This window comes from Pseudomonas sp. IPO3778, from assembly GCF_013386825.1.
Classification (GTDB): Bacteria; Pseudomonadota; Gammaproteobacteria; order Pseudomonadales; family Pseudomonadaceae; genus Aquipseudomonas.
The window spans coordinates 72,773-93,493 of the sequence record NZ_JACARC010000037.1 but is presented as its reverse complement, the minus strand read 5'-3'; the positions used below and the strand labels follow the sequence as shown (position 1 = coordinate 93,493).

18 protein-coding genes and 1 riboswitch are annotated in these 20,721 nt (G+C 63.4%); of the genes, 15 read left to right on the top strand and 3 right to left on the bottom strand.

The features are described 5' to 3' along the window. Nucleotides 1-24: 24 nt before the first annotated feature. Entirely contained in the window at nt 25-1,293 is a 1,269-nt protein-coding gene (gene fabF, locus HX855_RS18820) for a beta-ketoacyl-ACP synthase II (RefSeq protein WP_177088126.1), read from the bottom strand. 112 nt (nt 1,294-1,405) lie between these two features. Between fabF and HX855_RS18815 the strand changes: the two genes are divergently transcribed. The 5 genes from HX855_RS18815 (at nt 1,406) to HX855_RS18795 (ending at nt 8,717) form a co-directional block, all read left to right on the top strand. Further along, a complete protein-coding gene (locus tag HX855_RS18815; protein ID WP_169388134.1) occupies nt 1,406-1,927 on the top strand; it encodes a helix-turn-helix domain-containing protein in 522 nt (173 codons plus the stop codon). Then, a riboswitch (cobalamin riboswitch) is annotated at nt 1,924-2,126 on the top strand. (Overlaps the previous gene by 4 nt.) 92 nt (nt 2,127-2,218) lie before the next feature. Then, nucleotides 2,219-3,286, top strand: coding sequence for a cobalamin biosynthesis protein CobW (gene cobW, locus HX855_RS18810; RefSeq protein ID WP_177088125.1), 1,068 nt, complete (start codon nt 2,219-2,221; stop codon nt 3,284-3,286). A gap of 3 nt (nt 3,287-3,289) precedes the next feature. Then, entirely contained in the window at nt 3,290-7,063 is a 3,774-nt protein-coding gene (cobN, locus tag HX855_RS18805) for a cobaltochelatase subunit CobN (protein WP_177088123.1), read from the top strand. Beyond that, nucleotides 7,063-8,061 (top strand): ATP-binding protein, encoded by a 999-nt coding sequence (locus tag HX855_RS18800; RefSeq protein WP_177088121.1) that lies wholly within the window; start codon nt 7,063-7,065, stop codon nt 8,059-8,061. The genes cobN and HX855_RS18800 overlap by 1 nt, the downstream gene beginning before the upstream one ends. After that, nucleotides 7,986-8,717 carry a VWA domain-containing protein gene (locus HX855_RS18795; protein ID WP_375140086.1) on the top strand — a complete coding sequence of 244 codons (732 nt, stop codon included), beginning with the start codon at nt 7,986-7,988 and terminating at the stop codon, nt 8,715-8,717. The genes HX855_RS18800 and HX855_RS18795 overlap by 76 nt, the downstream gene beginning before the upstream one ends. Here HX855_RS18795 and HX855_RS18790 read toward each other — a convergent pair. Then, entirely contained in the window at nt 8,674-9,660 is a 987-nt protein-coding gene (locus HX855_RS18790) for a DUF1853 family protein (protein WP_177088119.1), read from the bottom strand. The two genes, HX855_RS18795 and HX855_RS18790, sit on opposite strands and share 44 nt — an antisense overlap. 143 nt (nt 9,661-9,803) lie before the next feature. On the opposite strand from HX855_RS18790, the gene HX855_RS18785 reads away from it, so the two are divergent. The 6 genes from HX855_RS18785 to pepN are packed head-to-tail and all read left to right on the top strand — an operon-like array spanning nt 9,804 to nt 16,311. Continuing rightward, nucleotides 9,804-10,694 carry an NAD(+) kinase gene (locus HX855_RS18785; protein ID WP_003217892.1) on the top strand — a complete coding sequence of 297 codons (891 nt, stop codon included), beginning with the start codon at nt 9,804-9,806 and terminating at the stop codon, nt 10,692-10,694. After that, a complete protein-coding gene (locus HX855_RS18780; protein ID WP_177088513.1) occupies nt 10,691-11,665 on the top strand; it encodes a metallophosphoesterase in 975 nt (324 codons plus the stop codon). The genes HX855_RS18785 and HX855_RS18780 overlap by 4 nt, the downstream gene beginning before the upstream one ends. Then, nucleotides 11,662-12,537, top strand: coding sequence for a rhomboid family intramembrane serine protease (locus tag HX855_RS18775; protein WP_010172965.1), 876 nt, complete (start codon nt 11,662-11,664; stop codon nt 12,535-12,537). The genes HX855_RS18780 and HX855_RS18775 overlap by 4 nt, the downstream gene beginning before the upstream one ends. A gap of 15 nt (nt 12,538-12,552) precedes the next feature. Next, nucleotides 12,553-12,813: a YeaC family protein gene (locus tag HX855_RS18770; protein WP_003217900.1), complete on the top strand. Its 261-nt coding sequence runs from the start codon at nt 12,553-12,555 to the stop codon at nt 12,811-12,813. Beyond that, the gene (locus tag HX855_RS18765; protein WP_177088511.1) at nt 12,810-13,640 is read left to right on the top strand and encodes a DUF2797 domain-containing protein; all 831 of its coding nucleotides are present in this window, start codon (nt 12,810-12,812) and stop codon (nt 13,638-13,640) included. The genes HX855_RS18770 and HX855_RS18765 overlap by 4 nt, the downstream gene beginning before the upstream one ends. Before the next feature lie 13 nt (nt 13,641-13,653). After that, complete coding sequence (gene pepN, locus HX855_RS18760; RefSeq protein ID WP_177088117.1) at nt 13,654-16,311, top strand: aminopeptidase N; 2,658 nt, start codon at nt 13,654-13,656, stop codon at nt 16,309-16,311. Between the two features lie 237 nt (nt 16,312-16,548). Here pepN and HX855_RS18755 read toward each other — a convergent pair whose 3' ends face one another. Then, complete coding sequence (locus HX855_RS18755) at nt 16,549-17,604, bottom strand: aldo/keto reductase (RefSeq protein WP_177088115.1); 1,056 nt, start codon at nt 17,602-17,604, stop codon at nt 16,549-16,551. Between the two features lie 183 nt (nt 17,605-17,787). Here HX855_RS18755 and HX855_RS18750 point away from each other — a divergent pair, with 183 nt between their 5' ends. The 4 genes from HX855_RS18750 (at nt 17,788) to HX855_RS18735 (ending at nt 20,637) form a co-directional block, all read left to right on the top strand. Next, on the top strand, nt 17,788-18,504 hold the full coding sequence (locus tag HX855_RS18750; RefSeq protein ID WP_177088113.1) for a YafY family protein: 717 nt from the start codon (nt 17,788-17,790) through the stop codon (nt 18,502-18,504). A 52-nt stretch (nt 18,505-18,556) separates the two neighbouring features. Further along, nucleotides 18,557-18,898 carry a nuclear transport factor 2 family protein gene (locus HX855_RS18745; protein ID WP_177088111.1) on the top strand — a complete coding sequence of 114 codons (342 nt, stop codon included), beginning with the start codon at nt 18,557-18,559 and terminating at the stop codon, nt 18,896-18,898. Between the two features lie 22 nt (nt 18,899-18,920). Further along, a complete protein-coding gene (zapE, locus tag HX855_RS18740; protein ID WP_177088109.1) occupies nt 18,921-20,054 on the top strand; it encodes a cell division protein ZapE in 1,134 nt (377 codons plus the stop codon). A gap of 91 nt (nt 20,055-20,145) precedes the next feature. After that, nucleotides 20,146-20,637, top strand: coding sequence for a GNAT family N-acetyltransferase (locus tag HX855_RS18735; RefSeq protein WP_177088107.1), 492 nt, complete (start codon nt 20,146-20,148; stop codon nt 20,635-20,637). The last annotated feature ends 84 nt before the right edge of the window (nt 20,638-20,721 follow it).

Here is a 20,721-nt window from a genome sequence, read left to right as displayed (position 1 = left end):
GGCGATGGGCGTCAAATCGCCGGTTTAATGCCAGCGCTTGAACAGCACGCTTGCGTTCACGCCACCAAACCCGAACCCGTTGGAAATCGCGTATTCAATCGGCAGCGGCCGGGCCTGGCCACGCACCAGATTCAGCCCGGCGGCGGCCGGGTCCGGGTTGTCCAGGTTGAGGGTGGCCGGGGCTATCTGGTCACGCAGGGCAAGCACGGTGAAAATCGCCTCAATCCCGCCCGCAGCGCCCAACAGATGGCCGGTCGCCGATTTTGTGGCACTGATAGCGACACTCGAATCGGCGCCGAACAGCGTATTGATCGCCGCCAACTCGCCGTTGTCACCGACAGGTGTGGAGGTGGCATGGGCGTTCAAATGCTGGATCTGTGCCGGGGTGATCCCCGCTTGGGCAATCGCCAACTCCATTGCGCGACGTGCGCCGGAGCCGTCTTCGGGCCCTGAAGTCATGTGATAGGCATCGGCACTGGTGCCGTATCCCACCAACTCCGCAATCGGCGTCGCGCCCCGGGCCAGCGCATGCTCCAGTTCTTCGATCACCAGTAACCCGGCACCTTCGCCCATTACAAACCCGTCGCGGCCTTGATCAAATGGGCGGGAAGCGAGCGCCGGCGTGTCGTTGTAATCGCTGGACAGCGCCCGCGCCGCAGCAAAGCCGCCCAGGCTGACGCGGTGGATGCAGGCTTCGGCGCCGCCACACACGGCGATGTCGATTTCGCCGGCGCGGATCATGCGCGCGGCATCACCAATGGCTTGTACGCCGGCGGCGCACGCGGTGACGGGGGAGCCAAGCGGGCCTTTCAGCTGATGCTGGATCGACACATGCCCGGCGGCCATGTTGCCAAGGAATGACGGGATCGTGAACGGCGACAGGCGGCGCGGCCCTTTGCTGTCAGCGGTGCGCACAGCCTCCGCAATCGCCGGGAAACCACCGACGCCGGAAGCAATAATCGTCGCGGTGCGTTCTTGCTGGGAGGCGGTTTGCGGCGCCCAGCCTGCCTGCGCCAGGGCTTCCTGCGCTGCGGCGAGGGCGAACACGATGAACCGATCCATCTTGCGTTGCTCTTTGGCGGGGATCACGCTGTCGGGGTCAAACCCGGCGTGCGGGTCCTGATCCCGGCCCAGCACCTGGCCGCCAATGCTGATTGCCAAGTCACCGACCAAGGCCTCGGGTAGCCTGCGGATCCCGGATTCAACTGCCAACAGGCGTTTCCAGGTCTGCTCCACGCCGGTTGCCAGCGGGGTGACTGCACCCATGCCGGTCACAACAATTCGCTTATTCATGATCGCTTAGCTCCGCCATTTCAGTTTGGTAGCAATGCTGCGACGAAACTATCATTATGAAAGTAACATCGAACAGCTTAAATTTTCGGGGCCGCCCCACAGAGGAACTGCAATGCAACGTAAGTCACTGGTAAATGCCGAATGCCCGGTAGCCCGTGGAGTGGAAAGGGTAGGCGAGTGGTGGAGCATTCTGATCATGCGCGATGCGCTGCAAGGCTTGCGGCGCTTTGACGAGTTCTCCCAGAGCCTGGAGATTGCCCCCAACATGCTCACGCGCCGGCTTAACAGCCTGGTGGACGCCGGCCTGCTGGAGCGCCGGCAATACAGCGAGCGGCCGCCGCGTTTCGAGTACGTGCCGACGCCGGTGGGCGAGGACTTCCGGGTGGTGATCATGGCATTTATCGGCTGGGGCAACCGCCACTTCGCCACCGAAGGTGAAAGCCTGCAGTTGGTCGACCGGGAAACCCGGCGCCCAGTGGAAGTGGCGGTGGTGGAAGCCGGTAGCGGGGCGCGCGTGCCCGTTGAACAATGCAGCGTGCAAGCCGGGCCGGCAGCGAGCGAGGGCATGCTGGAGCGCCTGGCGCTGCTTCGCGCCAAGCGCTCGGACATTGACCCGTCCCCGCGCACTGCGTAGCCTTGCACGTTCGAGGTTCTTCGGCCCAGGCCGAAGCTAAGAAGGGAACGCGGTCGATGCCGCGGCTGCCCCCGCAACTGTAAAGGGTTTATCTGACTGCCACGCCACTGCCTGAACAAGGCGGGAAGGCGCAGCCAGCGCCGGCCACACCGTCGGCAAGCCCCAAGCCAGGAGACCTGCCTCGCAACCGATTTTCTACTTCAACCGGGCGGGGTGATCCGGTGGCGAATTCTGCTTCTGCGCACCCGCGCAGGGCCACTCGTCCCGTATGCCCGCCCCAAAGGGCATCCGATGAAAACACTGGCCAAACTCCCCGTCACCATCGTTACCGGCTTCCTCGGCTCGGGCAAGACCACCTTGCTGCGCCACATGCTGGACAACGCCCAGGGGCGCCGCATTGCGGTGATCGTCAACGAGTTCGGCGAGCTGGGCATTGACGGTGAAATCCTCAAGCAATGCTCCATCGGCTGCACCGAGGAAGAAGCCAACGGCCGCGTCTACGAGCTGGCCAACGGCTGCCTGTGCTGCACCGTCCAGGAAGAGTTCTTCCCGGTGATGCGCGAACTGGTGGCCCGTCGCGGCGACCTCGACCATATCCTCATCGAAACTTCAGGACTGGCGCTGCCAAAACCGTTGGTCCAGGCCTTCCAGTGGCCGGAAATCCGCAGTGCCTGCACCGTTGACGCGGTGATCACCGTGGTCGACAGCCCGGCCGTGGCCGCCGGCACTTTCGCCGCTTTCCCGGACCAGGTCGACGCCCAGCGCAAACTCGACCCGAACCTGGACCACGAATCCCCACTGCACGAGCTGTTCGCCGACCAACTGGCCAGCGCCGACCTGGTGATCCTCAACAAGTGCGACCTGATCAGCCCTGAAGACCTGGCACGTGTGCGCCTGGAAGTGGCTGAAGAACTGCCGCCCGCGGTAAAAATCATCGAAGCCAGCAGCGGTCGCCTGCCGCTGGACGTGCTGATCGGCTTGGGCGCTGGCTCCGAAGAGCACATCGACGGTCGCCACAGCCACCATGATCATCACCACGAAGGTGAAGACGACCACGACCACGACCACGACGCCTTCGATTCGATTTCCATCGAACTGCCCCAGGCTGACGAAAGCCTGCTGCTCGACGCCCTGACCCAACTGGTGGTCCAGCACGGCATCCTGCGGGTCAAGGGTTTCGCGGCGATCCCGAACAAGCCGATGCGCCTGCTGATCCAGGGCGTGGGCACGCGTTTCGACAAGCACTTCGACCGCGCCTGGCGCGCCGATGAACCGCGCGCCACGCACCTGGTGCTGATCGGCCAGGAACTGGACGCCGCCTTGCTCGAAGCGCAATTGCGCGCTGCCCTCAGCGTTTAAACCATGCACCTGCTCAGGACCCAGCCCGGCGGTTTCGTCTCGGATGACAACATTGCCGACCTTGGCCAAACCCCCGCCGAGCTGGTGATCCTGTGCAGCGGTGACTCCAGCCTGGCGCTGCTGGCAGAAGCGGCCCAGCAGTTGCCCGAGGATTACCCGAGCCTGCGCCTGGCCAACCCGATGCAGGTGCAGAACCACGCCTCGGTCGACTTGTACGTGGACGAGGTACTGCGCCACGCCAAGGTCATCCTGATTTCGCTGCACGGCGGTATCGGCTATTGGCGGTACGGCATCGAGCGCCTCGTTGAGCTGGCCGAGCGCGGTGTGCAACTGATCCTGGTGCCGGGGGATGATCGCCCGGACCCGGAACTCAGTGGCCTGAGTACCGTGGGCGTGGAGGAGCGTGACCGGCTTTGGCACTTCCTGCGCCAGGGCGGCCTGGGTAACGCGCTGGATTTCTATCGTTGCCTGGCGGCCGGCTACCTGGGCCGCGATTACGCCTGGGACGAGCCACAAAACCTGCCGCGTACCGCGATTTATCACCCGCACAAAGCCAATGCCCGTCTCAACGATTGGCAGGCCGACTGGCAACCCGGTTTTCCGGTGGCGGCGGTGCTGTTCTACCGCTCCCATTTGCAGGCGGCCAATACCGGTTTTATCGATGTGTTTTGCCAGCGCTTGCAGGCGGCGGGTCTTAATCCGTTACCGATGGCGGTGGCCAGTTTGAAAGAACCCGGCTGCCTGACGGTGGTCGAGGACCTGCTGGACGAAGTGCACGCCTCGGTGATTCTCAACACCACCGGCTTTGCCCAATCCAGCCCCGAAGCGCCGCACCTGCGGCCGTTTCGCCGCAACATCCCGGTAATCCAGGCGATTTGCGCCCAGGACAACGAGCCCGGCTGGCAGGCCAGCGAACAAGGCCTCGGCCCGCGCGACCTGGCGATGCACATTGCCTTGCCGGAACTGGACGGGCGCATCATCAGCCGGCCCATCAGCTTCAAGGACCTGGCCTGGCGCAGCGAGCGCAGCCAGTCGGATGTGGTGTGCTACCGCGCGCAGCCTGAGCGTATGGACTTCGTCGCCGAGCTGGCGCGGCGCTGGGTCGACTTGGCGCGGGTGCCGAATGGCGAAAAGCGTATCGCGCTGATCCTCGCCAACTACCCGACCCGGGACGGACGTATCGGCAATGGTGTGGGGCTGGACACGCCGGCCGCTGCGCTGAATATCCTGCGGGCCTTGAAGATCGAAGGTTATCCGTTGCCGGACGTGCTGCCGGAGAGCGGCACGGCGTTGATTCAGGAACTGTTGGGCGGCGTCAGCAATGACCTCGACAGCCTCGACCTGCGTCCGTGCCACCAAAGCCTCGCGCTCGATGACTATGAAGCGATGTTCAACCGCTTGCCCGAATCCAATCGCCAGGCGGTGTTGGCACGCTGGGGCACGCCCCGTAACGACCCGATGTTCCGCGACGGCCGCATGATGATCGCCGGCCTGCGCTTTGGCCTGACCTTCGTCGGCATCCAGCCAGCCCGGGGTTATCAAGTGGACGCCAGCGCGGTTTATCACGATCCCGACCTGGTGCCGCCCCATGGCTACCTGGCGTTCTACTTCTGGTTGCGCCAGACCTATGGTGCCCACGGCGTGATCCACGTCGGCAAGCACGGCAACCTGGAGTGGCTGCCGGGCAAGGGCGTCGGGCTTTCGGAAAATTGCTGGCCTGACGCACTGCTGGGGCCGTTGCCGAACATCTACCCGTTTATCGTCAACGACCCGGGCGAGGGCGCCCAGGCCAAGCGGCGCACCCAGGCGGTGATCATCGACCACTTGATGCCGCCGCTGACCCGCGCCGAAACCTACGGGCCGCTGCGTGACCTGGAGCTGTTGGCCGACGAGTATTACGAAGCCCAACTGCTCGACCCACGGCGCGCCCGTGAGCTGCAAAAAGACATCCTCAAGCTGGTGCGGGAAACCCGTATCGACCAGGAACTGGCCCTCGACGAAAACCTCGACAGCGACGCCGACGCCGCCATCTGGCTGCCACGCCTGGACACTTACCTGTGTGACTTGAAGGAGTCGCAGATTCGCGATGGCCTGCACATCTTCGGTGAGTCGCCCGAGGGCCGGTTGCGCATCGACACCTTGCTGGCGTTGCTGCGCATTCCGCGTGGCGATGGTCGCGGGCCGCAATCGAGCCTGCTGCGGGTACTGGCCAGGGCCTTTGAGTTGGGCTTCGACCCGCTGGATTGCGCCCTGGCCGAGCCGTGGACCGGGCGTCGTCCCGAGGTGTTGCAAAAGATCGATACGCAATTGTGGCGCACCGCTGGCGACACCCGCGAACGCCTCGAATTGTATGCCGCCCGCCTGATCGAGCAGGCGCTGGAAGGGCCGGTGGAACAGCTTGAAGAGCCGGGCTGGGAAGACGTCAAGTCGGTGATCGAGAGCTTGCGCATCGTCGTCGCGCCGCGCCTGGATGCTTGCGGCCCGGCGGAAATGCGTGGCTTGCTGGATGCCCTGAGCGGGCGTTTCGTGCCGGCTGGCCCCAGTGGCGCGCCGAGCCGGGGCCGTCTGGACGTACTGCCCACCGGGCGTAACTTTTTCTCGGTGGATGTGCGCAACCTGCCGACCACCACCGCGTGGCGCATCGGTTTCCAGTCGGCGAACCTGATTCTTGAGCGTCACCTGCAAGACCACGGCGACCACTTGCGCCAACTCGGCCTGTCGGTGTGGGGCACTGCCACCATGCGCACCGGCGGCGACGACATCGCCCAGGCCATGGCGCTGATGGGCGTGCGCCCGGTGTGGGCCACGGGCAGCCAGCGGGTGGATGACTTTGAAATCCTGCCGATCAGCCTGCTGGACCGGCCGCGTGTGGATGTGACGTTGCGTGTGTCGGGGTTCTTCCGCGATGCGTTCGCCAACCTGATCCGCCTGTTCGACGCGGCGGTGCAAGCTGTGGCCGCGCTGGACGAGCCCGACGACCTGAACCCGCTGGCGGCCAAGGTGCGCAGCGAGCGTGAGGCCTTGCGCCTGTCGGGCCTGGACGAGGAGGCCGCCGCGAAGCAGGCGGGCTGGCGGATCTTCGGCGCCAAGCCCGGTGCCTACGGTGCCGGTGTGCAGGGCGCAATCGACGGGCGCCTGTGGCAGAGCCGTGAAGACCTGGCCGAGGTTTATCTGAACTGGGGCGGCTACGCCTATGGCGGCTCCGACGAAGGCACCGCCGCCCGCGAACAGTTTGCCCAGCGCTTGAGCCAGGTGCAGGCGGTGTTGCAGAACCAGGACAACCGCGAGCACGATTTGCTCGACTCCAATGATTACTACCAATTCCAGGGCGGTATGCTTGCCGCCGTGGAAACCCTGAGCGGCGACAAGGCCGCCAGCTATCATGGCGACCACAGCCAGCCGGACCTGCCGAAGGTCCGCACGCTGAAGGAAGAGTTGAACCGGGTGATCCGTGCCCGGGCGGCCAACCCGAAGTGGATCGAAGGGGTGAAGCGCCACGGCTACAAAGGCGCGTTCGAGATGGCGGCCACCGTGGACAATCTGTTCGCGTTCGACGCCACCACCGCGCTGATCGACGATCATCAGTACGCGTTGCTGGCCGACGCCTATTTGCTCGACCCGGACACCCGGGCCTTTGTGCAGCAGCACAACCCGGATGCCCTGCGGGACATGATCGAGCGCATGCTCGAAGCCCAGCAGCGTGGCCTGTGGCAGGAGCCCGGGGCATACCGCGAGGCGTTGGAAAACCTGTTGTTGGATATAGAAGAAGGCAGTTGATGACCGACCTCCCGCATTTCCCGCTGTCTGCCGTTGTCGGCGCCGATGACCTGAAACTGGCCCTGTGCCTGACCGCCATCGACCCGAAAATCGGCGGCGTGCTGATCGAAGGCCCGCGCGGCATGGCCAAGTCCACCCTGGCGCGCGGCCTGGCAGACCTGCTCGCCAGTGGTCAGTTCGTCACGCTGCCCTTGGGCGCCACCGAGGAACGGCTGGTAGGCACCCTCGATCTGGACGCGGCGCTCGGCGAGGGCCGCGCACAATTTTCCCCCGGCGTGCTGGCCAAGGCCGACGGTGGCGTGCTCTACGTCGATGAAGTCAACCTGCTGCCCGACCATCTGGTGGATCTGCTGCTGGACGTGGCCGCCAGCGGCACCAACCTGATCGAGCGCGACGGGATTTCCCATCGGCATTCGGCGCGCTTTGTGCTGATCGGCACCATGAACCCGGAAGAGGGCGAGTTGCGCCCGCAATTGCTCGACCGGTTTGGTTTCAACGTGGCGCTGAGCGGGCACACCCAGCCCGCCGAGCGTGGGCAGATCATCCGTCGCCGCCTGGATTTCGACAACGATCCCCAGGGTTTCTGCGAGCAATGGGCCGATCAGCAGGCCGCGTTGCGCGAGCGCTGCACCCAGGCGCGGGCGCTGTTGGAGAGCATCCCGCTGGATGACCAGGCGCTGGCGCAGATTACCGAGCGCTGCTTTGCCGCCGGCGTCGATGGCTTGCGCGCCGATCTGGTCTGGCTGCGTGGCGCCCGTGCCCATGCGGCTTGGCGGGGCGCTACGGCCATCAGCGAAGAAGATATCGAAGCCGTCGCGGAATTTGCCCTGCGCCATCGTCGCCAGGAGCAATCCCCGCCTGCAACGCCGCCCGCTGGCGGTCAATCACCCAAGGCCAATGATGCACCTGAAGGCCAGGGCCAATGGGGCGACATGCCCGCACCCGCACTGCCGACAGGCGCTCGCCGAGCCGTGCCCACCTGGCCAAAAAAGCCCTAGGCATTCGCCCCAAGCCTGACGCGGGGGCGGATGCGCGGCCCAAGGCGGGTCGACTGAACAAGGGCCGGCGAGGCCAGGCGCGCAGCGCGGCGCAAGGTTCGATCAACTGGCCGGGCACGCTGCTCGGCGGGCGACCGCAACGCCGTGAAGACCTGTTGTATCAACTGCGCAGCCGTACGCCCCATGAGCTGTGGCTAGTGATTGTCGATGCGTCGGCTTCCACCCGGCGGCATCAGGCGTTGACGGATGCCAAAGGGTTGCTGGCCCAGCTGTTTGACGATGCCTATCGGCAGCGGGCGCGCATGGCGTTGCTCACTGCGAGCGGGCAATCGCCGAAATGGCAGGTGCAGGGATTAAAGGCAGCCAAGGGGCTCAATCACTGGCTTGAAGGGCTCGGCGCAGGCGGCGGCACGCCATTGTTGGCAGCGCTGAACGAAGCTGGGCAGTGGTTGGCGGCCCGACGCACGCGTTATCCGGCGGAGCAGCAGCGGTTGCTGGTGATCACCGATGGACGGCTGAAGGATGTGGCGGGGCTGCCGCCACTGGACTGCCCGGGTTTGCTGGTGGACATCGAGCGCGGCCCGATTCGGCTGGGACGCGCGAGGCAACTGGCTACGGAGTTACAGATTGATTATCGGCATATCGATAACCTGTAAGCGCCGGCACATTCGGCCAGAGATCCGCCACCAGAAACAACCGTTCGGCCTCTTCCCATTCGCCTTCGCTGTTTTCCACCAGGCGCACCAGCAATTGTGCGGGCGCCATCGGGTCCAGCTCGGTTAGCCAGTGCTGCATCCGGGCCGCGTCCCAGGCTTCGTCCGCCGGGTAGTGTGCCGGCGCCAGCCACGCGTGGCGGGGCAGCGGTTGCCAGCGACCGGCGGGGCTCTGTTCGATAAACCTCGACCAGTCGCGCTGATGCAGCCAGCGCCCATTCAGATGCTGCGGATGTGCGCCCACCGGCGCGTGTGCCATGCCGGGCCATGGGTAGAGCAAATACCCGCCCAGCCATAGATGGGCATCAAAGGCTTGAATGTCCAGGGCGGCCAGCACTTCCCGGCTTTCCGGCCGGGCGGAGATCGGCAGTTGATGCTGGGCCAGATGGGCCAGCTTGCGGTCCAGCCGGTCGTGGCAGCCCGGGCCCAGCCATTGGGCGGTGTCCCGGCCGTCGCCGTCCTGGGGGCCGAGGTAGAGTTTGATCGCCAGTTCCAGATGGTGCACGCCGTCTCGGTCGCGCAGCAGCATGTCGAGCTCTCCCAGGGTATGCCCGGCCTGGCGGATCGGCAGGTTGGCCGCGAGCAATTCCACGCCCGGCGCATGCTGCACAGCAAATTGCCACAATCGTTCGTAATACAACCCCAGCCGCCGGGTGCGTGCCTGGCTCAGCCAGTGCAGCAGGGCGCTGCTGTCCTGGTCCAGTTGGCGCAACCAGTGCTCCAGCACATGCGGGGCCTGCACCCAGTCGCTGCCGGTCAGCGGGTGACGTTGCGGCCAGGGCGTTTGCGTGAGCATCGGCGGGGCGAGCATCACCCACGCGAGGTCGCGCACCTCGGGGTGACGCAGTTGGCGGGGCAGGTGCTGTAAATCAGGGAACAGGGTCATGGTCCGAGCATAGCCTTTTACAGCCGGAAAGGGGGCTGAGAACCGTTGTCGTCTGGGGTTTGCGGCGACAAAGGATTTTGTGTAACGCCGGCTTTCGCCCATAATCGTTCTTTTTTGCAGAACCCGAACCCCGCAGGAGCCCCATGGAGCAATTTCGCAATATCGGCATTATCGGTCGCCTGGGCAGTACCCAGGTGTTGGACACCGTCCGCCGGCTGAAAAAGTTTCTGCTCGAGCGCCACCTGCATGTGATCCTCGAAGACACCATCGCTGAAATCCTCCCGGGCCACGGCCTGCAAACCTCGTCGCGCAAAATGCTCGGTGAAGTCTGCGACATGGTGATCGTGGTGGGTGGCGACGGCAGCCTGCTGGGCGCCGCCCGTGCGCTGGCGCGGCATAACGTGCCGGTGCTGGGGATCAACCGCGGGAGCCTGGGGTTCCTCACCGATATTCGCCCCGACGAGCTGGAAGTCGAAGTGGCCAAGGTGCTGGACGGTCACTACCTGGTGGAAAACCGCTTCCTGCTGCAGGCTGAAGTGCGCCGCCACGGTGAAGCCATCGGCCAGGGCGACGCCCTCAACGACGTGGTGCTTCACCCCGGCAAATCGACGCGGATGATCGAGTTCGAGCTGTACATCGACGGCCAGTTCGTCTGCAGCCAGAAGGCCGACGGCCTGATCGTCGCCACACCGACCGGCTCTACCGCGTACGCGCTGTCTGCCGGCGGGCCGATCATGCATCCCAAGCTGGATGCCATTGTGATCGTGCCGATGTACCCCCATATGTTGTCCAGCAGACCGATTGTGGTCGACGGCAACAGTGAGCTGAAAATCGTGGTCTCCAAAGACATGCAGATCTACCCGCAAGTCTCCTGCGACGGGCAGAACCATTTCACCTGCGCCCCCGGTGACACCATCACCGTGAGCAAAAAGGCGCAGAAGCTGCGGTTGATCCATCCGCTGGACCACAACTACTACGAAGTGTGCCGGACCAAGCTGGGCTGGGGCAGCCGCTTGGGGGGTGGAGGCGACTGATGCTCGATCCCGCGCGTAGCTACGACCTGATTGGTGACGTGCACGGTTGCGCTCATACCCTTGAGCACTTGCTCGACCAATTGGGTTACCACAAGCAGGGCGGCACCTGGCGCCACCCGTCGCGAATGGCCGTGTTCCTCGGCGATATCATCGACCGCGGGCCGCGTATTCGCGAGGCGCTGCACATCGTCCACGACATGACCGAGGCCGGCCAGGCGCTGTGCATCATGGGGAACCATGAGTTCAACGCGCTGGGCTGGAGTACGCCGGCCACCCCGGGCAGCGGCAAGCAATTCGTGCGCGAGCACACCCCACGCCATGCGCGGTTGATCCAGGAAACCCTGACCCAGTTCGAACAGCACCCGGCGGACTGGCACGACTTCCTCGGCTGGTTCTACGAAATGCCGCTGTTTGTCGATGCCGGGCGGTTCCGCGTGGTGCACGCGTGCTGGGACAACGGCTTTATCGAACCCCTGCGCGCGCATTTCCCGGACGGCTGCATCGACCAGCACTTCCTGCAAGCCGCCGCCGTGCCCGGCAGTTTCGCCAGCAACGCCTTCGACCGCCTGCTGCGCGGCACCGACATGCGCCTGCCGGACGGCCTGACCCTGACCGGTGGCGACGGCCTGACGCGTTCGTTCTTCCGCACCAAATTCTGGGAAGACGACCCGAAGACCTACGGCGACATCGTGTTCCAGCCCGATGCGCTGCCGGAGCCGGTGGCCGCCACGCCACTGTCGTCCAGCGAGAAAAATTCCCTGCTGCGCTATGGCGTCGACGAACCGTTGCTGTTCGTCGGTCACTACTGGCGCAGCGGCAAACCAGCACCGATCCGCCCGAACCTGGCCTGCCTGGACTACAGCGCGGTGCTGTACGGCAAGCTGGTGGCCTACCGGCTGGATCAGGAAACCCGCCTGGACCCGCGTAAATTTGTTTGGGTCGACGTCGAGCGCCCTGAGGTTATTTCATGAGTACCGTGGCTGTTTTACGTTTGCCGCTGGCGGTGGATTTGAGTGGTTTCGTCAAGCTGCTGCAACGCATGCAAGTGCCCCATCGCGTGAGCGAGGAAGCCGGGGAGCAGGTGCTGTGGGTGCCCGATGCAATCAGTGAAGACGTGAAGGTCTTGTACCAGCGCTTTCCTGCCGGCGACCCGGACCAGCAACTGGATATTCCGGACCAGGCACCGCCGGCCCGGCGCCCCGGGTTTGTCCAGCAGTTGCGCCACAGCCCGGTCACCGGGCTGGTGCTGCTGCTGAGCATCATTGTCGGTGCGGTCACGCTGCTGGGGGATAACCTGCAGGCGATGAGCTGGCTGACCTTCCTGCCGTTCAGCGTGGTCGGTGAGTACATCCGTTTTACGCCATTGACCGACAGCCTGGCGTCGGGACAGTGGTGGCGGTTGGTCACGCCGATGCTGATCCACTTCGGCATCCTGCACCTGGCCATGAACGGCATGTGGTACTGGGAGCTGGGGCGGCGTATCGAGCTGCGCCAGGGCAGTATCAACCTGCTGGGCCTGACGCTGTTGTTCAGCCTGGTGTCCAACTACGCTCAATATTATTTTGGTGGTCCCGGCCTGTTTGGCGGGTTGTCCGGCGTGCTGTACGGCTTGCTCGGGCATTGCTGGATCTATCAATTGTTGTCGCCCAATCCGGTGTATCGCCTGCCTCGCGGGGTGTTGGTGATGATGCTGGTGTGGCTGGTGCTGTGCCTGTCGGGCCTGGTCTCGATGATCGGCTTCGGCGAAATCGCCAACGCGGCCCACGTGGGCGGCCTGGTGATCGGGTGCCTGACCGGCTTGTTGGGTGGCTTGTACAGCCGCCGCAAAATGTCTCCTATTTAGTTAAGGAAGAGTCTTATGTCCTCTTTTGTCGAAATGATCGAAAACATCACCCCGGACATCTACGAGAGCCTCAAGCTCGCCGTGGAAATCGGCAAATGGTCCGATGGCCGCAAGCTCACCGCCGAGCAGCGTGAACTGTCGTTGCAGGCGGTGATCGCCTGGGAACTGCAGAACCTGCCGGAAGACCAGCGCACCGGCTACATGGGCCCGCAGGAATGCGCCTCGAAGTCGGCACCGGTGCCGAACATCCTGTTCAAGTCGGATGCCATCCATTGATTGAGATTGGCCGTGGTGCAGTCAGCAAAATGTCGGCGCAGTTGGGTGAGCCGACCGTTCAATACGCGTTTCGCCTCGGCGATATCGAGGTGCCGGTCAACCCGTTGATCGGCACCACCGTGCGCCTGGAATACCTCGGTGCGATTCATTGCACCCATTGCGGTCGCAAGACCAAGACCAGTTTCAGCCAGGGTTACTGCTACCCGTGCATGACCAAACTGGCCCAGTGCGATCTGTGCATCATGAGCCCCGAGCGCTGTCATTACGACGCCGGCACCTGCCGCGATCCGGCCTGGGGTGAAAAATTCTGCATGACCGACCACGTGGTGTACCTGGCGAATTCGTCGGGGATCAAGGTCGGTATCACGCGCGCCAGCCAGTTGCCAACCCGCTGGCTGGACCAGGGCGCCAGCCAGGCGCTGCCGATCATGCGCGTTGCCACACGCCAGCAATCGGGTTTCGTCGAAGACCTGTTCCGCAGCCAGGTGGCCGACAAGACCAACTGGCGTGCGCTGCTCAAGGGCGATGCCCAGGCCGTCGACCTTGCGCAGGTGCGCGACGAACTGTTCGCCAACTGTGCCGAAGGCTTGCTCGGTTTGCAGGAACGCTTTGGCCTGCAGGCCATCCAACCGGTGACCGATATCGAACCGATCGAAATCCGTTACCCGATCGAGCAGTACCCGACCAAGATCGTCAGCTTCAACCTGGACAAGAACCCGATTGCCGAAGGCACGCTGATGGGGATCAAGGGCCAATACCTGATCTTCGACACCGGCGTGATCAACATTCGTAAATACACGGCCTACCAGCTCGCCGTGCATCAGTAGAAGGACGACAGACATGCGCACCGAACAGCCGAAGATGATTTACCTGAAGGACTATCAGGCGCCGGACTACCTGATCGACGAGACGCACCTGACCTTCGAGTTGTTCGAGGACCACAGCCTGGTCCACGCGCAACTGGTGATGCGCCGCAACCCCGAGCGCGGCGCCGGCTTGCCGCCGCTGGTGCTGGACGGGCAACAGCTCGAGCTGGTGTCGGTAAACCTCGCCGATCAGGAACTGACCGACGCGGACTATCAGTTGAGCGACAGCCACCTGACCGTGCACCCCACCAGCGCGACCTTCACCCTCGACACCACGGTGAAGATCCACCCGGAAACCAACACCGCCCTGGAAGGCCTGTACAAATCCGGCGGCATGTTCTGCACCCAGTGCGAGGCCGAAGGCTTCCGCAAGATCACCTATTACCTCGACCGCCCGGACGTGATGAGCGTCTTCACCACCACGGTGATCGCCGAACAACACAGCTACCCGGTGCTGCTGTCCAATGGCAACCCGATTGCGTCCGGCCCCGGCGAAGACGGCCGGCACTGGGCGACCTGGGAAGACCCGTTCAAGAAACCGGCTTACCTGTTCGCACTGGTGGCCGGTGATTTGTGGTGCGTTGAAGACACCTTCACCACCATGACCGAGCGCACCGTGGCGCTGCGCATCTATGTTGAGCCGGAAAACATCGACAAGTGCCAGCACGCCATGAACAGCCTGAAGAAGTCCATGCGCTGGGACGAAGAAGTCTATGGCCGTGAGTACGACCTCGACATTTTCATGATCGTCGCGGTCAACGACTTCAACATGGGCGCCATGGAGAACAAGGGCCTCAACATCTTCAACTCCAGCGCCGTGCTGGCCCGTGCCGAAACCGCCACCGACGCCGCTCACCAGCGTGTGGAGGCGATCGTCGCCCACGAATACTTCCACAACTGGTCGGGCAACCGCGTGACCTGCCGCGACTGGTTCCAGCTGTCGCTGAAGGAAGGCTTCACCGTGTTCCGTGACTCGCAATTCTCTGCCGACATGAACTCGGCGACGGTCAAGCGTATCCAGGACGTGGCCTACCTGCGCACGCACCAGTTCGCCGAAGACGCCGGTCCCATGGCTCACGCGGTACGTCCGGACGGCTTTATCGAAATCTCCAACTTCTACACCCTGACCGTGTACGAAAAGGGCTCGGAAGTCGTCCGCATGATCCAAACCCTGCTCGGCGCCGAAGGCTTCCGCAAAGGCAGCGACCTGTACTTCGAACGCCACGACGGCCAGGCCGTGACCTGCGATGACTTTATCAAGGCCATGGAAGACGCTAACGGCGCCGACCTGACCCAGTTCAAGCGCTGGTACAGCCAAGCCGGCACGCCACGCCTGGCGGTGAGCGAGTCCTACGACGCAGCCGCAAAAACCTACAGCCTGACCTTCCGTCAAAGCTGCCCGGAAACCCCGGACAAAGTGCAAAAGCTGCCGTTCGTGATTCCGGTCGAACTGGGCCTGCTGGACGGGAAGGGCGCGGGTATCGCCCTGCGCCTGGCCGGCGAAGCGATGGCTGGCGCCACGTCCCGGGTGATCTCGGTGACTGAAGCCGAACAGACCTTCACCTTTGTCGACATCGCCGAACACCCGCTGCCTTCGCTGCTGCGTGGCTTCTCGGCGCCGGTGAAGCTGAGCTTCCCCTACAACCGCGACCAACTGATGTTCCTGATGCAGCACGACAGCGATGGTTTCAATCGCTGGGACGCCGGCCAGCAGTTGTCGGTGCAGGTGTTGCAAGAGCTGATCGCCCAGCATCAGCAGGGCCTGGCATTGGCGCTGGACCAACGCCTGATCACTGCGCTGCGCAGTGTATTGAGCGATGAGCGCCTGGACCAGGCGATGGTCGCCGAAATGCTCTCGCTGCCGAGCGAAGCCTACCTGACTGAAATCAGCGAAGTCGCAGACGTCGACGCCATCCACACCGCGCGTGAATTTGCCCGCAAGCAACTGGCCGATCAGCTGTTCGAAGGGCTGTGGCTGCGTTACCAGGCCAATCGCGACCTGTCGAAGAAAACCCCGTACGTGGCCGAGGCGGAACACTTTGCCCGTCGCGCCTTGCAGAACATTGCGCTGTCGTACCTGATGCTCAGCGGCAAGCCTGAAGTGCTGGCCGCAACCCTTGAACAGTTCGATGCGTGCGACAACATGACCGAGCGCCTCACGGCCCTGGCGGTGTTGGTCAACTCGCCGTTCGAAGAAGAGAAGGCCAAGGCCCTGGCGGTGTTTGCCGAGAACTTCAAGGACAACCCGCTGGTCATGGACCAATGGTTCAGCGTGCAGGCCGGCAGTGGGTTGCCGGGCGCGCTGGAACGGGTCAAGGCGTTGATGCAGCACCCGGCGTTCAACATCAAGAACCCGAACAAGGTGCGGGCATTGGTGGGCGCGTTTGCCGGGCAGAACCTGATCAACTTCCATGCGGCGGATGGTTCGGGTTATCGCTTCCTGGCGGATTTGGTGATCCAGTTGAACGGCTTCAACCCGCAGATTGCGTCGCGGCAGTTGGCACCACTGACCCGCTGGCGCAAATACGACGACGCGCGGCAGGCGCTGATGAAAGGCGAGCTGGAGCGGATTCGCGCGTCCGGCGAGCTGTCCAGTGATGTGTTTGAGGTGGTGAGCAAGAGCCTCGCTTAACTGAGCGGTTTAGTTAGGGCCGAACACACTTCCGTGGCGAGGGGGCTTGTCCTGTGGTGTGGGGGCTTGTCCTGTGGTGAGGGGGGCTTGTCCTGTGTTGAGGGAGCTTGTCCTGTGGTGTGGGGGCTTGTCCTGTGGCGAGGGGGCTTGTCCCCCGTTGGAGTGCGCAGCGCTCCCGCTTTTTTTGGGGCCGCTACGCAGCCCAACGGGGGACAAGCCCCCTCGCCACAGGTGGTCTTAGATAACCGGCGGCCAGCGCAGGTCTTGGGCGTCATCACCGGTGTAGCGCGGGAAGCGCTCGGCGATCATTTCGTGGGGCACGCCCAGCGGTATCGCGCTGGCCGTGTCCAGGCGGGTCACTTGTTCCGCCGAGAGTTGCACGTTCAGTGCGCCCAGGGTGCCGTCCAGTTGTTCACGGGTACGCGGTCCCAGAATCGGAATCAGCGCAGTGGTCGAACGACGGGCTTTTTCCCGCAGCCAGGCGATGGCGATGTGGGTCGGCGTGGCATTCAGCTCGCCGGCCACCGCCAGTAACGTGTCGAGCACCGCCGTTTCCCGTGCACTTTTTTCCGCGTGAACCAGAATGCCGAGCTTGCTGGCACGGGTATCGTCCTGGCTGTTGCGGTACTTGCCGGTGAGGAAGCCACCGCCCAGGGGCGACCATAACGTGGCGGCCAGGCCCAGGGCTTCGGCCATGGGCAACAGCTCACGGTCGGCGGTACGTTCGGCCAGGCTGTATTCGGTCTGGATCGCGACCAGGGGCGCAAAGCCACGCACTTCGGCGAGCAGGTCGGCGCGGGCGATCCGCCAGGCAGGGAAGTTGGACAAGCCGGCATAGTGGATCTTGCCGGCCCGCACCAGGTCATCAAAACCCCGCAGGATTTCTTCCATGGGCGTGACGTTGTCGCTGATATGGGCCCAGAACAGGTCGATGTGGTCGGTGTTCAGGCGTTTCAGGCTTTCCTCGACGGCACGCACCATGTTTTTGCGATTGTTGCCGAGTTTGATCGTGCCTTCGTCCTGGGGCTGTGTGCGCAGGGTGTACTTGCTGGCGATCACCAGGTGATCCCGTTCCGACGCAATGAACTCACCGAGCAGCACCTCCGATTGGCCGAACTGGTAGCCGTTGGCGGTATCGAGGAAATTACCGCCGGCTTCCAGGTAACCGTCGTAGATCCGCTTGGACTCTTCGCGCTCGGCGCCATGGCCCCAGCCTGTACCGAAATTGGCGGTGCCCAAGGCCAGTTCCGAAACCCGCAGGCCGCTACGACGGCCAAAGACTTTATTGCGCATACGAGAACTCCTGATGCTGTGATTGGTTTAAATGTTTTGCAACATCTATTAAATATGATGCGAGTCATATATTTCGTCAAGGGGCTTTTTTTGGCTGCGAAGGGAAGGGCGCCTGCTCCTGACACTTTCTGACAGAGGCCTCTGCTAAGCTGCGCCACCTTCCTTTGCTTGAGCGTGATCAACGTGTCGCGTACCAGTCGTCTGCTGACCTTGTTGCAAGTCCTGCGGGGCAAAAAGCGCCCGGTGACGGCCGCCGTTCTGGCGGCAGAACTGGAGATATCCGAACGCACGCTGTACCGCGATATCGCTGAATTGACCGCCCTGGGTGCGCCGATTTTCGGCGAGGCGGGTGTGGGCTATGTGCTGCGTGCCGGCCTGTTCCTGCCGCCGCTGATGCTTAATGCCGACGAAACCGAGGCCATCGTGCTGGGCTTGCGCTATGTCGATCAGCGGGGCGATGACGTGCTGAGCCGGGCGGCCGCCAATGCCCTGGCAAAAATTGCCGATGTGCTGGACCCGGCCGCCCAGGAAGCGTTGCGCAACCCCACCTTGTTGCCAGGCCCGCCGGGGTTTGGCTACCCGGAAAACCGCGTACCGTTGAATGTGTTCCGCGAGGCCATTCGTGGCCAGGCCAAGCTGCACATTGATTACGCCGATGCGAGGCAGACCGCCAGCCAGCGGTTGATCTGGCCCCTGGCCCTGGGCTTTCTCAATGAAGTGCGGGTGATCGTCGCGTGGTGCGAGTTGCGCGGCGCCTATCGCACCTTTCGCACCGACCGTGTGGCCGCGGCCCGCCTGCAAGGCGAGCGTTATCCGGGGCGGCGCGGCGACTGGTTGCGCGCCTGGCGCAAGCTGATGGAACAGAACGAATCCGGGCCGTTCACTCCTGACAAGAACTGACACAACGCTGCTTTAGCATGGCTCCATAAATCACTAACAAGGAGCGGTCACCATGTCCCAACCCACCCCTGAACTGGCCCCGGCGATCGCGACGTACATCGCCGCCGCGAATGCCGGCGATACCTCGCTGGTGGTCGACTGTTTTGCCGAGGATGCCAATGTGTTCGACGAAGGTGAGCACCGGATCGGCACCGCCGCCATCGCCCGCTGGATGGAAGACACCGGGCGCCGTTATCAACCCAAGGTGCAGGTACTCAATGTGCAACACCGCACGGGCAAGGTGCTGGTGAGCAACCTGATCACCGGTAGCTTCCCTGGCAGCCCGCTGGAGCTGCGTTATACCTTCCGCCTCAATGAACAGGGCAAGATTTCCCGACTGGATATTTCCCTGTAGCCGTCATGGCATACTGCCGGGCATGAATTTCGACTCGCCACTCGCCGCCTACCAGTACGCTGTCACCGAACAGGGTTTCGTCCCCGACGACGCCCAGCGCGCAGCGGTGCAAGCCCTGCAGGATTGCCATCAGGCGCTGCACCACGGTCACGGGCCCATCACCGGGGTGTACCTGTGGGGCCCGGTCGGGCGCGGCAAGACCTGGCTGATGGACCAGTTCTACCAGAGCCTGCGAGTGCCCGCGCGGCGCCAGCATTTCCATCACTTCATGGGGTGGGTGCATCAGCGCTCGTTCCAGCTGACCGGTACCCACGACCCCTTGCAGGCCCTCGCGCGTGAACTGAGCCGGGAAGTGCGGGTGCTGTGTTTTGATGAATTGTTTGTGAATGACATCGGTGACGCGATCATTCTCGGCCGGCTGTTCCAGGTGATGTTCGAGGAAGGCGTGGTGATGGTCTGCACGTCCAACCAACCTCCCGATCAGCTGTACGCCGATGGTTTCAACCGTGATCGATTCCTGCCGGGGATCGAGGCCATCAAACGCCATATGCGCGTGGTGGCCGTTGATGGCGGGGAAGATCATCGCCTGCACCCCGGCACCGCACTGCAGCGTTACTGGGTTGACCAGCCCGAGGCGCTGGCTGAGGTGTTTCGCCAGTTGAGCGACGGGCAGGCGGTGAGCAGCGGGCCTGTTGCGGTCGGCTACCGCAGCATCGTGGCGGTGCAGTCCAGCGACACGGTGTTGTGGTGCCGCTATGCCGACCTGTGCGAACAGCCGTTGGCGGCCATGGATTTCATGCTGCTGTGTGATCGCTTCAAGGCCATTTTGCTGGGGGATGTGCCGAACCTCAGCGCACAAAAACGCCCGGGAAGAATCGCCCGTGGCACTGAAGACGCCGCCCTGCGGGTGGACGCCGGTGATCGGGAGTTGCCGGAACTCTCGGTGCATGACGACAGCGTCCGACGGTTTATCGCCTTGGTGGACGAGTGCTACGACCGCAAGGTGCCGCTGTACATCGAGGCCAAGGTGCCATTGGAAAGCCTCTACACCGAAGGTTACCTGGCGTTTCCCTTTCGCCGCACCCTGAGCCGCTTGCAGGAGATGCAGTTGGCACGATTCGGCGAGGCTGGCGCGCTTTCACGCGGGCAAATGTAGTTAATCTCCTTCAGCTAATGCCCGCTCAACGCTTACAATCGATCCTTTTTATGGGGACCGAGTCCCTGTTGCACCGTTAACGAGGAAGGACATGGACACCGCAGAAATCCTGGTGCTGCAAGCCAGCTACACCAACCCGGTACATGCCGAGGCCATTGGCCTGGTGCTCAATCATTACGCCGAAGACCCCATGGGCGGTGGCCACAGCCTGCCGGCCGACCGCCTGGAGCAACTGCCAGCGGAGTTGGCCAAGCGTGCCCACGCGTTCAGTGTGCTGGCATTTGTCGGCGGTGTGCCGGCCGGGCTGGTGAACTGCTTTGAAGGGTTTTCCACGTTTGCCTGCCGCCCGCTGGTCAACGTCCACGACGTGGTGGTGATGGATAAATTCCGTGGCTTGGGGCTGAGTCAGAAAATGCTGCAGAAGGTCGAGGAAATCGCCCGCCAGCGCGGCTGCTGCAAGATCACCCTCGAGGTACTCGAAGGCAACGCCGTGGCGCAGTCGGCGTATCGCAAGTTTGGTTTTGACGACGCAGTGTTTGATCCCGCCCATGGCCGGATGTTGTTCTGGAATAAATCGCTTTAATTAATGTTTATTTAATTAAAGGCAAAAAAAGGCGCCAGCAAGTGGCGCCAAATTGACCTTAGCTATCAGAGCGGAATAGCACAG